15 protein-coding genes and 2 pseudogenes are annotated in these 12727 nt (G+C 62.7%); 10 read left to right on the forward strand and 7 right to left on the reverse strand.

The features are described 5' to 3' along the window. Positions 1-83: 83 nt before the first annotated feature. From DM992_RS36370 to DM992_RS36380, 3 genes are all read left to right on the forward strand, one after another. Positions 84-1171 (forward strand): IS3 family transposase gene (locus tag DM992_RS36370; protein ID WP_111021024.1). Its coding sequence is split into 2 segments (ribosomal slippage): positions 84-345 and positions 345-1171, totalling 1089 coding nucleotides; the frame shifts between segments, so codons are not numbered across the junction. A gap of 205 nt (positions 1172-1376) precedes the next feature. Beyond that, positions 1377-1571 carry a type II toxin-antitoxin system VapB family antitoxin gene (locus tag DM992_RS36375; RefSeq protein ID WP_095400851.1) on the forward strand — a complete coding sequence of 65 codons (195 nt, stop codon included), beginning with the start codon at positions 1377-1379 and terminating at the stop codon, positions 1569-1571. Then, positions 1568-1972 carry a PIN domain nuclease gene (locus DM992_RS36380; protein ID WP_105393471.1) on the forward strand — a complete coding sequence of 135 codons (405 nt, stop codon included), beginning with the start codon at positions 1568-1570 and terminating at the stop codon, positions 1970-1972. Before DM992_RS36375 ends, DM992_RS36380 begins: the two co-directional genes overlap by 4 nt. A 232-nt stretch (positions 1973-2204) precedes the next feature. On the opposite strand, the gene DM992_RS36385 is transcribed toward DM992_RS36380, so the two are convergent. Then, positions 2205-4649, reverse strand: a complete 2445-nt coding sequence (locus DM992_RS36385) for an AsmA family protein (protein ID WP_111021025.1) — start codon at positions 4647-4649, stop codon at positions 2205-2207. Positions 4650-5053: 404 nt separating this feature from the next. On the opposite strand from DM992_RS36385, the gene DM992_RS36390 reads away from it, so the two are divergent. Together DM992_RS36390 and DM992_RS36395 are read left to right on the forward strand one after the other, a co-directional pair. Further along, a complete protein-coding gene (locus tag DM992_RS36390; RefSeq protein ID WP_111021026.1) occupies positions 5054-5614 on the forward strand; it encodes a hypothetical protein in 561 nt (186 codons plus the stop codon). A 359-nt stretch (positions 5615-5973) separates the two neighbouring features. Beyond that, positions 5974-6171 carry a hypothetical protein gene (locus tag DM992_RS36395; RefSeq protein ID WP_034185045.1) on the forward strand — a complete coding sequence of 66 codons (198 nt, stop codon included), beginning with the start codon at positions 5974-5976 and terminating at the stop codon, positions 6169-6171. Between the two features lie 178 nt (positions 6172-6349). On the opposite strand, the gene DM992_RS42055 is transcribed toward DM992_RS36395, so the two are convergent. The 5 genes from DM992_RS42055 to DM992_RS36420 form a co-directional block, all read right to left on the reverse strand. Further along, positions 6350-6517: a hypothetical protein gene (locus tag DM992_RS42055; protein WP_162631824.1), complete on the reverse strand. Its 168-nt coding sequence runs from the start codon at positions 6515-6517 to the stop codon at positions 6350-6352. A 174-nt stretch (positions 6518-6691) separates the two neighbouring features. Next, positions 6692-6934, reverse strand: coding sequence for a hypothetical protein (locus DM992_RS36405; protein ID WP_111021027.1), 243 nt, complete (start codon positions 6932-6934; stop codon positions 6692-6694). Between the two features lie 158 nt (positions 6935-7092). Next, positions 7093-7656, reverse strand: coding sequence for an Hsp20/alpha crystallin family protein (locus DM992_RS36410; protein WP_105393476.1), 564 nt, complete (start codon positions 7654-7656; stop codon positions 7093-7095). Positions 7657-7863: 207 nt separating this feature from the next. After that, positions 7864-8271 carry an Hsp20/alpha crystallin family protein gene (locus DM992_RS36415; RefSeq protein ID WP_034185006.1) on the reverse strand — a complete coding sequence of 136 codons (408 nt, stop codon included), beginning with the start codon at positions 8269-8271 and terminating at the stop codon, positions 7864-7866. Positions 8272-8286: 15 nt separating this feature from the next. Then, positions 8287-8727 carry an Hsp20/alpha crystallin family protein gene (locus tag DM992_RS36420; RefSeq protein ID WP_034185046.1) on the reverse strand — a complete coding sequence of 147 codons (441 nt, stop codon included), beginning with the start codon at positions 8725-8727 and terminating at the stop codon, positions 8287-8289. 249 nt (positions 8728-8976) lie between these two features. Between DM992_RS36420 and DM992_RS36425 the strand changes: the two genes are divergently transcribed. From DM992_RS36425 to DM992_RS36435, 3 genes and pseudogenes are all read left to right on the forward strand, one after another. Further along, entirely contained in the window at positions 8977-9360 is a 384-nt protein-coding gene (locus DM992_RS36425) for a hypothetical protein (protein WP_034185047.1), read from the forward strand. 212 nt (positions 9361-9572) lie between these two features. After that, positions 9573-9695, forward strand: a pseudogene (locus tag DM992_RS36430) (transketolase family protein); the annotation flags it as partial. Next, positions 9691-9895 (forward strand): annotated as a pseudogene (locus DM992_RS36435) (integrase core domain-containing protein); the annotation flags it as partial. The pseudogenes DM992_RS36430 and DM992_RS36435, both read left to right, overlap by 5 nt. Before the next feature lie 176 nt (positions 9896-10071). Here DM992_RS36435 and DM992_RS43450 read toward each other — a convergent pair. Further along, a complete protein-coding gene (locus tag DM992_RS43450) occupies positions 10072-10200 on the reverse strand; it encodes a hypothetical protein (RefSeq protein WP_258170546.1) in 129 nt (42 codons plus the stop codon). Between the two features lie 217 nt (positions 10201-10417). Between DM992_RS43450 and DM992_RS36440 the strand changes: the two genes are divergently transcribed. Together DM992_RS36440 and DM992_RS36445 are read left to right on the forward strand one after the other, a co-directional pair. Then, positions 10418-11389: a hypothetical protein gene (locus DM992_RS36440; RefSeq protein ID WP_343212478.1), complete on the forward strand. Its 972-nt coding sequence runs from the start codon at positions 10418-10420 to the stop codon at positions 11387-11389. A 162-nt stretch (positions 11390-11551) separates the two neighbouring features. After that, positions 11552-12661 (forward strand): DNA alkylation repair protein, encoded by a 1110-nt coding sequence (locus DM992_RS36445; RefSeq protein ID WP_111021028.1) that lies wholly within the window; start codon positions 11552-11554, stop codon positions 12659-12661. The last annotated feature ends 66 nt before the right edge of the window (positions 12662-12727 follow it).

Below are 12727 nucleotides of genomic sequence, written 5' to 3' on the forward strand. Positions count from 1 at the left end.
GGCCGTCAATGCTGAACTGGTAAACCCCCCGAAAAACCGGTGTAATCGGAAGTAGAATTTTCTCGTTGAGGGAGTTCTACAGCATGAAGAAGTCGAGATTCACGGACAGCCAGATCATGGACGCGCTCAAGCGCGTGGAATCGGGGCTGTCGGTGCCGGACCTGTGCCGGGAGCTGGGCATCAGCACGGCGACGTTTTACAAATGGCGCTCGAAGTACGGCGGCATGGACGTCTCGCTGATCGCACGGATGAAGGAGTTGGAGGCGGAGAATGCCCGGCTGCGCAAGATGTACGTCGAGGAAAAGATCAAGGCCGAGATCGTGGCGGAGGCGCTCGCAAAAAAAGATTGAGGCCATCTTGCCGGCGTGAGATGGCCATGCATGCGGTGTCCATCCGGGGCATATCGATCCGGCTGGCATGTGAGGCATTTGGGATCAGCCAGGCCTGTTATCGGTACGTCGGTCGGCGCAGCGCCGAGAACGACGAGATTGCGAACTGGCTGCTGCGGCTGACCGACAACCATCGGAACTGGGGCTTCGGGCTGTGCTTCCTGTACCTGCGCAACGTGAAGGGCTTCGGGTGGAATCACAAGCGCGTGTACCGGATCTATCGCGAACTGGAGCTGAACCTGCGGATCAAGCCGCGCAAGCGGCTGGTCAGGCAGGTACCGGAGCCGCTGGCGGTGCCGTGCGCCGTCAACCAGGTCTGGTCGATGGACTTCATGCACGACCAACTGGCCGACGGACGCAGCATCCGGTTGTTCAACGTGATCGACGACTTCAACCGCGAGGCACTCGGCATCGAGATCGACTTCTCATTGCCGTCCGAACGCGTGATCCGGGCGCTGCAGCAGATCATCGGTTGGCGCGGCAGGCCAGAAGCGATTCGGTGCGATAACGGGCCCGAGTACCTGAGCGCAGCGATCATCGAATGGGCCCGACAGTACGGCATCAGGCTCGACTACATCCAGCCGGGCAAGCCGCAGCAGAATGCGTATGTCGAACGATTCAACCGGACCGTGCGGTATGAATGGCTGTCGCAGTACCACTGGGAAGACTTGGACCACGTGCAGCGCTTCGCGACCGATTGGATGTGGACTTACAATCATGACCGCCCGAACATGGCCCTGGGCGGATTTACGCCAAAGCAGCGGTTGGCCATGGCCGCTTAGTTTCTACTTCTGAACCCCGTGGAAAACGGGGGGATTACCGTTCAAGCGCCGGCAGACAGGGGGCTCTCGGGGGGAGCCGCAGATATTTGCTGAAATCCGTGGGGTTGCTCTGCCTGAGGGGTGGTAGGTTGATTGCGCCCGGGCCGGATGCAGCCATCTGCAATGTGTGTAATCGAATTGATTTATACACACAGCGAGGCATGCCATGCGTACCAACATTGAAATCGACGACAAGCTGATGGCCGAGGCACTTGCCGCAACCGGTGTCAAAACCAAGCGGGAAGCCGTCGAGCTCGGTTTGAAGACGATCATCAGGCTCAAACAGCAAGAGCAGATTCGCCAGTTTCGCGGAAAACTCCACTGGGAAGGCGATCTCGACGCGATGAGGACGGATCGATGACGCTCGTGGATTCGAGCGTCTGGATTGACTATTTTCGTGGCAAGGTTTCGCCGGAAACCGACAAGCTGGACGGTTTGCTCGGCAACGAGGCGCTGTTGTCGGGCGACCTGATCGTGGCAGAGGTGTTGCAAGGTTTCCCGGCTGAATCCGAATTCAATGTGGCCCGCCAGTTGATGACGACGCGCTTGAATGTCGTGTCGCTGGTCGGTACCGATAACGCCGTCCAGGCCGCACGAAATTATCGCGACTTGAGGGCGCGAGGCGTGACGGTCCGCAAGACTATCGACACGCTGATCGCGACTTACTGTATCGAGAACGGCGTTTCGCTGCTGTACAGCGGTCGGGACTTTGATCCATTCGTTCAATATCTGGGTCTTCGATCAGCCCTTTTAGATGATTGAGCAAAGCCAGGCCAGCCTCGCGGGCATGTAAGGATTCGGTAGTGGGCCTGTGCTGAGTGTGCCGTCGCTGGCTAATCAGATCGGCGGCGCGCCGGCAAGCGTTGTGGTGGTGCTCGGCGCTGGAAGCCGACCTGCGCGACGCGTTCGAGTGCGGCCGGGCACTTATGCTCCCATGCCGCCGTTGCTCGACACAGCAGGCCGACGCCTCCGTCCGAACTCGAATACCGCGGCCTTACCGGCCAGGAGCGCCGGTACGGCCTGCGCGCGTCGCTTGCTCGGGTTCGACAGCCGCCGGCGCGTGAGCCTGTGAAGCCGGCGGCGCCGCACTCATATACGCCGGCGCAGCCTTTTTCTCCTTTCGTACTCCCGGTGGCGGCGCGGTCGGGCGCTGCTCCATGTCGGTCAGCATCTGCTTGCACGGCAGCGGCTGATTGCGGCCCGGCTGGAGCAATGCGAGCAAACTCGCGAGCGGATTCAGCAGGCCCAGCGCCACCGCTGCCCCGCCGCGCGCGATGAGCGCCCCCGGCTTCACGCCCACGTGAGGCTGCTTGAAGGTACCGGTGACGTACAGCGGCGAGCGCAGCGATACCACGCGGAACCCCTTGGTATGCGGATGGATTGTCAGGTTCATGGTCTCGTCCCGCAGGTTCACGTTCCCGTTCATGCCGATCACCGCATCTGCGGTGTCGAGCGCGAATACGCGCGAGTCGAGCACGCCATTGGTGACCACGAAATCGGCCACCGCGCAGTTGATCTTCACGTCGCGATCGCCGAACAGCTTCTCGTACACCACGTTCGCCACGTTCAACCCGGCCGCTTCCATCAGCAACAGGCTTACGGTGCCGTCCGTGACCAGCGTCTTCACTTCTCCGTTGGACGTGGCGGCGAGCGCCGCCGGCGAGTTGCCGGTGGCCGACAGCGCGGCATCGCCGTTGACTTCGCCGAGCGCCGTCTGCATGACCTCGAACGTCGGGAATAGCCGCTTCAGCTTCAGGTGCCGCGCCTGCAGCGTGAACCGCCCCTTGAGCGGCGTGCCGCTGCCGTCCAGGTGGATGTTCGACGCCAGCGTGCCGCCCGCGACGCCGAAGTTCAGCGGGTTGAGCGTCAGCACGCCGTCCTGCATGACGACGTGGGTCTTCAGATCGGTGATCGGCAAGCTCGGGGACTTGATGATGCGCTGCCCGGTGAACCGGACGTCGGCGTCGATCTTCTTCCAGCGCTCGGTGCGGAACGCCTCGACCGGCAGTGCCTTGTTCGCGGGCTGCGCGACCGCGGCGCCGCGGCGCGCCTTGCTGGCATTCGTGTCGGCGCCGATGAGCGGCGCAAGGTCGGCGAACCGCAGCACCTTCGACACCAGCGTGCCCGACAGGAGCGGCCTCGGTTCGCGCGAAACGTACACCAGCGTGCCGGTGAGATCGCTGCCGCCGACACGCCCCGTGAAGTCCTCGTACTTGAAGACATTGCCGGACGCGCGGAATTGCCCGATCAGCCGTCCGTCGGTCGCATAGGGCGGGGTCTCGGGCAGCGTGATGCCGGTGACGTCGTACAGGTGCGCCATGCTGGTGCCCGCGAGCCACAGTCGCAGGTCGACCGCCGCCAGGTGCGCCGGATCGGTCAGCGTGCCGACCAGCGCCAGCTTCGTATCGCCGAAGCGCAAATTGGCCTGGACCGGAAACGGGCGCTGAACGCTTTGCAGCCCCAGCACGTTTCCGATCTTGCCAGTGCCGGCGACGTGCCCTTTCTTGTAGGTTCCGTCGACGGTCCACCCGATCGTGTAATCGCCCGTGCTTGCGGACGCCGCGGGCGCGGCGCCTGCCGGCGCGCCCGACGCCGCCGTCGCGGACGTGCTCGACGCAGCCGATGCCGCCGGGGCGATCGCGGTAGTGGATATCGCGGCCGACGCTTGCGACGCCGCGGCCACCGCTTGCGCCGCCGCTGCCGATGCGCGGGATGCCGCTTCGATACCCGACACGGGCGCCGGGGATCGTGCCGCACCTTGGTGTACCTGTGCCGCGAGTTTCTTTTGGCCCTCCTGGCCGACGGCCTGCGCCGATTCGCTGCGCGCCAGCGCCGCCTGCTGCTTCAACGCGTCGCCGAACGCAATCGGCTTGCCGAGCGTGTCGATCACACCGCTCAGGTCGAATTGCTTCTGTTGGTCATAGTAGCGGAGCTTGCCGGTGGCGAACGCGATATCGTGCAGGTCGAGCGTCCACTTGCCCGGATGATCGGCATTCTTGAGCTGGAACGTCCAGTTGACGCGCCCGTCCGCGAGGCGTTCGAGGTCGACGGACGGATTGACGAGGTCGATGGCCGGAATCACGATGCGGCGCGCGAGCAGCGGCAGCGCCTCGACTTCGAAGCTGATCGCGTCGAGCGTGGCGAAATGCTTCGTGCGCGCCCAGTCCGGGTTGGCGATCGTGACATTGCCGGCGCTGAATCGCGGCCACGGCACCCAGGCGCGCCAGCCGTGCTCGCTCACGGGCCGGTGCCACCCGACACGCAGGTCGCCGTTGATGGCGAACTGCCGTCCGATCGCGTCCGATACCTTGTTGTCGACCCAAGGGCGCGCGCGGTTCCAGTCGAACGTCACGATGAAGACGAACAGCGCGGCACTCGTCAGGGCAACGACAACGGCGAGCCACGCAGCCACCTTGCCGACGGTATGGCCGTTGCGCATCTTTCACTCCCGGGTTGGGCTGCACCGAAACGATGGCGCAATTCGTGTTCCCGAATGCGCTTCGACCGGCCAACCGGTCTGTTTCAGCGTTGCAACCAGGCAGGCGAGTCGGGAAATGGCGAGCCCAATGGGATCGGGAAGGGGAACCTTCCGCATCGACCCCGAAGGTTTCGACAAGGGCGAGCGACGTGTGCAGGCGCTTGAGCCGTGCGAAACGTATCAACGCTGAAACATTTTCATCCGTTCACGGCGACTTTCCGTGTATTCCGGCGGTTCGTATCGCCGTGCGAATCGAGTGCATTGCGATGGCATATCGCTTGCTACGGAGATTGACCCGCAGACGAGTGATCCGGGAAATAGCGTCCAGGTGCGATCGTCTTCATGAGGATCAAGAGGAAATCGTAATGAGCATACTTGCGACTTACACGTTCGCATTGCGGCACGGCAGCCATGTGACGTTCCTTATTCCTCAGAACGGCTGCCCATCCGGCGCGGCCCAGTTTTTCCTTGCCGCGCATCTGTCCGATGGCGCCGGATCGCTCGCCGACAGATTTCATCGAGCGAACAGGTTTGCCGAGCTGACTTCACCCGACGCGCACGAGAATTTGTCCTATCGCTACCTGGTCGATCTCGGCGGGCATATCGTCGCGTTTCGGCACGACTCGGAGGGGAACGAGTGGGAGCGGTTTTTCTCGGGACACTACGCGGAATTCATCAATGGGCACGCGCCGCTCAAGGTGCTCGGCGACGGCGTGCTGAAGCACATCAAGTCCTGCACCGGCGGAAATGACGAATGGGTGACGCGCGGGCAGCTTGTCAGGCGTCATGCCGCAGCCGTGGAGACACTGTCGTTGCAACGCGAACGATTTCCGGAGCGGGCGGATGTGATTTCAAGCTATCAAAGCGATGTCGACGCACTGGCCGTTTCTCTCCGGCGATACAGCGAATGTGAGGATTTCGAATGAATGCAGGAGAATGTTTCTTGAAGATATCGATCGACCTGCATTATCTGACAGCTTCAAAAATGAATGATTTGGTGATTATATGAAATACGGTGGTATTTATATATTCATACCATTTCGCATGTTTTCTTAATTTAGATCAATGATAACGTTTCCGAATCAGGGCATCCACCTATGAGGTAGCGGACCGAAATGGATGCGAGCGCGTTAGAATGTGCCCACTAAATTTCGCATTGAATCGTCGCAGGAAATGGTGAGGGCGTTACAAACTCTCGAGCACCTCGTTACGTTGAAAGCGGGAGGCATGCGTTCGCGCATGTATACACAATCCAATTGTCCGATACGAACATTCCATGCAGACCATGCTAAGTCCGCACGAAATTACTACTTTAATGATCGTTCGGGATGCGCCAGATCAGATCGAACTGGATCGCGACGAACTCGTCACGCTCATCGAGCATCGCCTGATCGCCCTTGATCAGCCGGCATCGGGTTGTCGGCGTGTCCAGGTTACCGCAGAGGGCCGCGCTGTCCTGAGAGCGGTGTCGCGAATGCGTTGAGTGATCCGAGTTGGCCGAAAATGACGGAGGCTGCTATGAGCGGAGCATGGGTCGGGTTCGTGGTCGGCGCGTTCGTGCTGGCGTTTGCGGCAATTGCCGCAATGAACCGCTATCGCCGCGAACATCGTCGCGCGGAACTGCTTAGAAATCTGGACCACCATGAATGGTGGCACTGGACTCATACCTCCACTGCGGGTTCGCGAACCGCGAAAAGATGAACCACGCACATCGCAGGCCAGGCATCCGGCAGCAGGTCGCGCGCGACACGTTGCAATGACGCGTCGCGCGTGGCCGTCTCTACCGGCTTGATGAAGTGATCACCGAGTCGGGCGTGCGCGGTGCGCATCGTATATGCGAGCCGGCTCGCAACTCGGAGACTCTGCGGCCGGCGCCTCCCGGTCGACGGCCGCCTGGAATGCCGATTGCGTCGCGGTCGGGAACGAATGCACATTCAGCGCGCAGTGAAGTGTCCGATATCCGGACCCACCATGCGTCCGGCCCGCAGTTTCATACCGGCGCGCTAGATCCGTCGGACATACCGCTCCGAAACGACCGAGCGTTGCTGGATCCATGCGACGGCAAGCTCCAGCGCTTCATCGAGGGCCTCCCGGGCGTGGGCGAAGTCCCCATCGACGCCGAGCGTGCGTGTTTCGCCGGCCCGGTCGGTGACGATGGCCGCAGCTGCGTAGCGCCCCTTTCCGGTGGCGGTTACCACCGGCCGGACCTCACAGCCGTGATACTCCATGACATTGTCTGTTTGCATGTGACACCTCCTACAGAGCGTTGCGCCCGGAGCGAGCCCGGCGATACCGGCTGGCGTTCGAGCAGCGCGTCGAACTCGGCGCGATTCATGTCGAGCTGGTCCGGGGCGAACCAGCAGCCAGGTCGCAAATTCGTGCGGACCGACTTTGCGGACTTGCCCTAGCCGATATCGATCGTGCGCTTCGTGGACTGCGCCGGCTCCGATTTCGGCACGGTCAACGTGAGTACACCATTGTCAAACTTGGCCAGGGTGTGATCGGGGTCGGCGTTTTCCGGCATCGGGATCGTGCGCACGAAGCTTCCATGGGCGCGCTCCAGCCGGTAGCAGCCGTTTTCCTCGCTGCGGACATCCTGCTTTTTCTCTCCGCGCAGCACGATTGCCCCATCCTCGACGCTCACCTTCAGATCTTCGCGCTCCATTCCGGGCAGTTCGGCGGTCACGCGCAGCACCTGTCCTTCATCGACGACGTCGATGCGCGGCTGGAAGCGCGATGAGCTGAAGTCGCCAAACCATCGTTCGAGCGCGCCACGGCCTGCAAACGGGTCGTGAAAGAACTCCTCCATTGCACGCCACGGCTCGCGTGAGAACAGTCGCGGAATGTCAGGCCATGAGGCCCGCCACGGTTCGCTTGGCGGCGGGTTTTCCGGGCCTTCCGCATCGGACTTGCGGGCAGCCCCGCGAAGAAACTTGAAGGGGTTCCACTTTTTCAGATCGGTATTCATAGCGTCCTCCGATTCAGCATCAACCTGTTTCGAGCGTGGCGGATGCGTGGCACGATCTGTCGCACGGGAATCGTGCGGATGCGGATCGCATGCCCTGGCCAGGACTCCTGAGTGACCTCAGGCACCGGGGCCTCTTGCTCCTGGTTCTCGCGGCGGCGGCAGCGCGATCGCTGCCGCCCATGCACCTGACCTGCCCTTGCTGGCGGGTCAGGTGGTCTTGACTTCAATGCGTCGTGGGCGCGCCTCGTCGCGGCGTGGGATCGTCAGTTTCAGCACTCCGTCCTGAAGGTTCGCCTCGATCTTTGACGTGTCGAAGTCCGGTGACAGCGTGAACGTCCGGGCGAAGTGCGGTTCGCGGACCTCGGCATGCTGCAGCCGCAGGTTCGCCGGCGTCGTCACCGCTGCCTCGGCTTCGATCGAGAGGCTGCTGTCGTGAACTTTGACGTCCAGCTTGTCCTTCGTCACGCCGGGCAGGTCGGCCCACAGCGTGACGCCCTGGCTGTCCTCGTATATGTCGACTGCCGGGGTGAGCGTGATCCGGCGCGTGGGCTGTTCGGTGTCGCGACGCGCTACGGAGGATGGGCCGCGTTCAGCCAGTTGGGTCGTGTCAGTCATGATCGGCTCCTTGGATTACTGGACAGTGATGGCGCGCGGCTTGGACGATTCGCGCCTGCCGATGCTGATCGACAGGCAGCCGTTTTCGTAGCGCGCCTGGACCTTATCGGGATCGGCGTTTTCCGGCAGCTCGATGACGCGCCGGAAGGTGCCGGCAAAGCGCTCCTGCGCATAGGTGCGCGTCTCGCTGCCAGTGTCGGGTTGTGTCGATTTGCGTTCGCCGCTGATGGTCAGCAGGCCCTTGTCGACCGATACGTCGAGTTCGGTTGCGTTGATTCCCGGGGCGAAGGCGACAATCTCGATCGACTCGTCGGTCGCGCCGATGTTGATCTGAGGAAACGCACCGAAACGGCTGGCGCGGATGCTGGACGGGAAACCGCCGAAAAGTTGCGCCATCTGCTGCTGCAGACGGTCAAACTCACTGAAGAGGTCGGTTCCGAAGTAAAGATCGCTCATGATCATATCCTCCTTGAGTGCAGCCGGGAGGCGAACGGGCCTACGCGCTCCAGTTCGCCTGCCGGGCTGCCGGCAAACAAATCGAAACACGCAGCGCGCGGAATGAGAGGGCCCGCGCGTCTGCCTGAGCGAAACTCAAGATAGGAACTCTGCGGAAAATTTCAAGGGGCGGCGGCAGTTTTTTGCACTTGAAATTTCGGCGTTGGCACCTATCATCGCAGCGGCTTGGAATTGCATATGGAGGACGCCATGGAATTCGACACGGACTGGCTTACGCTGGGCAGGCATCGTATCCGGCTGCGCTCGACAAAGGGCTTTCCGACCGAGACGATGCGCACCGTGGTGGAGGTTGTCAGGCTCGCGATCGACAACAACATGAGCGCGCGGGCGCGACTCGTCGAGGTCGTGTGCCGGCAGGAAAAGACCTACGACGTGCTGGTCGGCACGACGATGGTGGAGGACAAGGTTTGTGCACCGCAACTCGAAGCCGCCGTCGCGGTCGTGCTGGGCCTGTTACCTGACCAGATCGACATCACGGTCACTCACGTTACGCAAAAGGAGGTCGATCTGCACTTTGGTGTGTACGAGCGAATGTTGTCAGAGAAGCTGGGCGCGGCACCGCCGATCCAGTGAGCAATCGGTGCCTCATGTCGACCGTGTTCTGCGAGATCACCGCCGAAGCAACCAGGTTGTAGCGTAGCCGCTTCCGTTGCTCCTCCGGCTCGTTCCCGGTAATCACGTAATAAGCAGGAGATTCTTTATTACCCAATGCTTATGACAGGGCTTACGCTTACCGTGTTCATACCCCGTTACCGGTGGATTGCCGCACGCAGCCGCTCGACTTCCCGTTCCGACACATCGCGCTGCCGGATGCGTACCTCGCCGCGGGCGCGTTGCCGACGTTGCACGAGCGCTACGGGATCTCGATCGGCGCGATGCAGGCGAACATCAAGTCGTGGCTCGCGTAGCAACGGCATGGCCGAGAGCTTCGTGAAGACGATGAAGCGCGACTATGTGGCCTTCATGCGGAAACCGGATGCAGCGACGGCCGTGCGGAATGTCGGCCATTGCGTTCGAGCATGACAACGAGAAGCATCCCCGGAGCGCACTGAAATATCGCTCACTACGCGAGTTTCGACGCGCGGTGGATTCATCGAGCATGGCGTGAGGCTGTGTCCGCGACTACGGGGGTAACTCCACTTTGTGTCGTGGACGCGGTCGCCATCGGCTCCGCGGCACGTGACAGGTACTGTTGCGCCGGGGGTGGCGCTGACGCGGCAAGCAGCGTGGATTCTGGTCCGGATTGTCCGGCGGGGGCGGCGAGGTGCGCCGGAACCGCTTCCGTCACAACAGGCAGACCCGACGCAGCGTGACCGTTCTCCGATAGACGGATTTATCGAGCCACGGCACGAACACATACTCGTCGTATGCGTCGCAGCCGATCAGAATCCAGTGGGACAGAACGTTGGACATGATGGTCTCCTTGACTGCGCTCGTTTCGATGTGCAGGGTGCCGACGCGCTGCGATCGTCATCCGTCGTGCTCACACACCGTATACCCGGCGAGCACCGCGCCTATTCCCGAAACCGTGCGATGCACTTCATGCGCGGGATGTCGCGCGTCGCCGGAATAAACGGGCCCGCTCCGCGGTATGCCGATCAAGCGGCGGACGCATCGAGGGGAGGCGCCAATGAACGGCAAGGAGAGGCAAACCCGGGACATTCCGGGCCGATCGCGGCGCGATCGCGACGGTGCCCCGCAGGTGAACGAGGCATGGCGGCCATCGTTGTTCCAGGATCGCATCGGCATGCGCCCGCCGCGGCGCAACCGCGCGCCGCGTCCCGCGCTGCAGGCGATCGACTCCGATGCCGGTAAACCGGCGTCGGCGCACGACGGGATGCACAAGGCCGCGCGAAGGCTGCAACTCGGTTCCGGCATCCTGCTGTGGCTCTATATTTCCATTCATATGGTCAATCACGCGCTCGGCATCTGGTCGATCGATATCGCTGAGCACGCGCTGCACCTGGCAATCGGGCTGTGGCAAAGCGCGCCCGGCACGATCCTGCTGTATGGCGCGGCCGGCCTGCATTTCGCGCTGGCGATCCGCACCATCTACGGCCGCCGACACTGGGCGCTGCCGCCCGCCGAATGGCTTCGTCTGTGGGCGGGACTCAGCCTGCCCATGCTGTTGATACGCCACGTCGTCGGGACACGGGTTGCGACATCGTTCTACGGCTTCGAACCGAACTACGAACGTGTCATCGTATCGCTCCTGACGAGCGGCACGCAGGGCTTGCAGATCGCGCTGCTCGCACCGGGTTGGGTGCACGGCAGTCTCGGGCTGTGGTTTCATTTGCGCCGCCATGCATTTTTTCGGCATGCGAAGTTCGTGCTGCTGGCGATGCTCGTCCTGCTGCCGGTGCTGTCGGCGGCGGGATTCGTGCAGATGACGCGTGCGATCGTGCCGGGAAGTCTCGCCGTGCCGGCGCCCGACGCGGCGCTGGTTGCGCACCGCGCCGCGCTCGACGGCTGGCGACATCTCCTCGTTGCCGGGTATCTGTCGTTGATTGCGGGTGCGTTCGTCGGCGGTCAGTTGCGAAACAGGCTCTTCAGCGGCGATTCGCACGATCCATCCCGCGAGCAGCGGCGAACGGACGCATGAACGCCGCACGCCGGCTCGCGGTTCGCGTTCCGCGCACGTCGATTGCGTCCCGCACGGGTGCGCCGGCCGGGCAAAGACTGCTGACAGGAATTGACAGGGGCTTCGGCGATACTGTGTGCTTTCGCAATCATCGATCTGCGGCGCACGTCGGATCTCCTCACAATGACCACCACTCAAGCTCCAGTCCCGCTGAAGGAATCGCTGGGAGAGCGGCAGTTCCACACGCTGTCCGACGTGCTGCATTCGATCGAGCCCGCCTTCGACCGGGCCGCATTTCTTGCGACGGCGCTCGACGGCCTTGACGGCTTGACGCTGATGGAGCGCGTCAGGCGCGCCAGTGTGGCGATCGACACGGGGGCGCGGTCGCTGCCCGGCGGATACGATGCCGTGCTGGCGTTGTTGCAGGAGGCGGCACCTCGATTGGGCCGGGGTTTCGTCTCGCTGATCGCCCCCGATTATGTCGGGCAGTACGGTCGGCACGCATTCGACCGCTCGATGGACGCGCTGAAATATTTCACGCCGTTCGGCTCGTCGGAATTCGCGGTGCGCGAATTCCTGCGCATCGACAGCGCTCGCGCGCTCGCAGTGATGGAAACCTGGTCGTACGACGCGGACGACGCAGTGCGCCGCCTGGCAAGCGAGGGAAGCCGCCCGCGCCTGCCATGGTCGTTCCGGCTGCGCGAGATCGAGGCCGACCCGGCGCTGGCCGCGCGGATACTCGACAATCTTCGCGCCGACTCGAGCGCTTATGTACGCCGCTCGGTCGCGAATCACCTGAACGATGTGGCGAAGACGCATCCTGCATGGGTGCTCGATCGAGCCGAAAGATGGGGCGGCGACCATCCGCATACGCGCTGGATCGTTCGTCATGCGCTTCGCACCCTCGTGAAGCAGTGCGATGCGCGAGCGCTCGCGATACTGGGTGCCGAAAGCGCGCCTCTCGTGGAAGCCGGTCCGTTTGGCGTGACGCCTGCGCAGGTGGTGCTCGGCGAGTCGATCACGCTCGCCTGCGAGCTGCATTCGACGGCCGGCACGGCGCAGCGGCTCGTCGTCGATTATCGTATCGCCTACGTGAAGCAAAATGGCGATGCGTCGCCGAAGGTGTTCAAGCTGAAGGTACTGATGCTCGAACCCGGCCAGCGCATCACGCTGCGGCACAGTCGGCCGATCCGCGATTTCACTACACGCCGGCATTATGCGGGCCGGCATGAGGTCGAGCTGATCGTCAACGGCCGGGTCGTGGCGCGATCCTTCTTCGAACTCGCCGTGTGAGCGGCCGTTGGCCGGTGCGAAGGAGGGAGTACGAAACGACGGACGTGGTGTCGGCCGCCGGCCTTC

The organism is Burkholderia sp. JP2-270, from assembly GCF_003233675.1.
Taxonomy (GTDB): domain Bacteria; phylum Pseudomonadota; class Gammaproteobacteria; order Burkholderiales; family Burkholderiaceae; genus Burkholderia; species Burkholderia pyrrocinia_C.

What these genes read in the sequence shown, in the direction of transcription:
- DM992_RS36375 (WP_095400851.1), top strand. Translation starts at nt 1,377, where the DNA reads ATGCGTACCAACATTGAAATCGACGACAAGCTGATGGCCGAGGCACTT.
- DM992_RS36380 (WP_105393471.1), top strand. Translation starts at nt 1,568, where the DNA reads ATGACGCTCGTGGATTCGAGCGTCTGGATTGACTATTTTCGTGGCAAG.
- DM992_RS36385 (WP_111021025.1), bottom strand. Translation starts at nt 4,649, where the DNA reads ATGCGCAACGGCCATACCGTCGGCAAGGTGGCTGCGTGGCTCGCCGTT.
- DM992_RS36390 (WP_111021026.1), top strand. Translation starts at nt 5,054, where the DNA reads ATGAGCATACTTGCGACTTACACGTTCGCATTGCGGCACGGCAGCCAT.
- DM992_RS36395 (WP_034185045.1), top strand. Translation starts at nt 5,974, where the DNA reads ATGCTAAGTCCGCACGAAATTACTACTTTAATGATCGTTCGGGATGCG.
- DM992_RS42055 (WP_162631824.1), bottom strand. Translation starts at nt 6,517, where the DNA reads ATGCGCACCGCGCACGCCCGACTCGGTGATCACTTCATCAAGCCGGTA.
- DM992_RS36405 (WP_111021027.1), bottom strand. Translation starts at nt 6,934, where the DNA reads ATGCAAACAGACAATGTCATGGAGTATCACGGCTGTGAGGTCCGGCCG.
- DM992_RS36410 (WP_105393476.1), bottom strand. Translation starts at nt 7,656, where the DNA reads ATGAATACCGATCTGAAAAAGTGGAACCCCTTCAAGTTTCTTCGCGGG.
- DM992_RS36415 (WP_034185006.1), bottom strand. Translation starts at nt 8,271, where the DNA reads ATGACTGACACGACCCAACTGGCTGAACGCGGCCCATCCTCCGTAGCG.
- DM992_RS36420 (WP_034185046.1), bottom strand. Translation starts at nt 8,727, where the DNA reads ATGAGCGATCTTTACTTCGGAACCGACCTCTTCAGTGAGTTTGACCGT.
- DM992_RS36425 (WP_034185047.1), top strand. Translation starts at nt 8,977, where the DNA reads ATGGAATTCGACACGGACTGGCTTACGCTGGGCAGGCATCGTATCCGG.
- DM992_RS43450 (WP_258170546.1), bottom strand. Translation starts at nt 10,200, where the DNA reads ATGTCCAACGTTCTGTCCCACTGGATTCTGATCGGCTGCGACGCATAC.
- DM992_RS36440 (WP_343212478.1), top strand. Translation starts at nt 10,418, where the DNA reads ATGAACGGCAAGGAGAGGCAAACCCGGGACATTCCGGGCCGATCGCGG.
- DM992_RS36445 (WP_111021028.1), top strand. Translation starts at nt 11,552, where the DNA reads ATGACCACCACTCAAGCTCCAGTCCCGCTGAAGGAATCGCTGGGAGAG.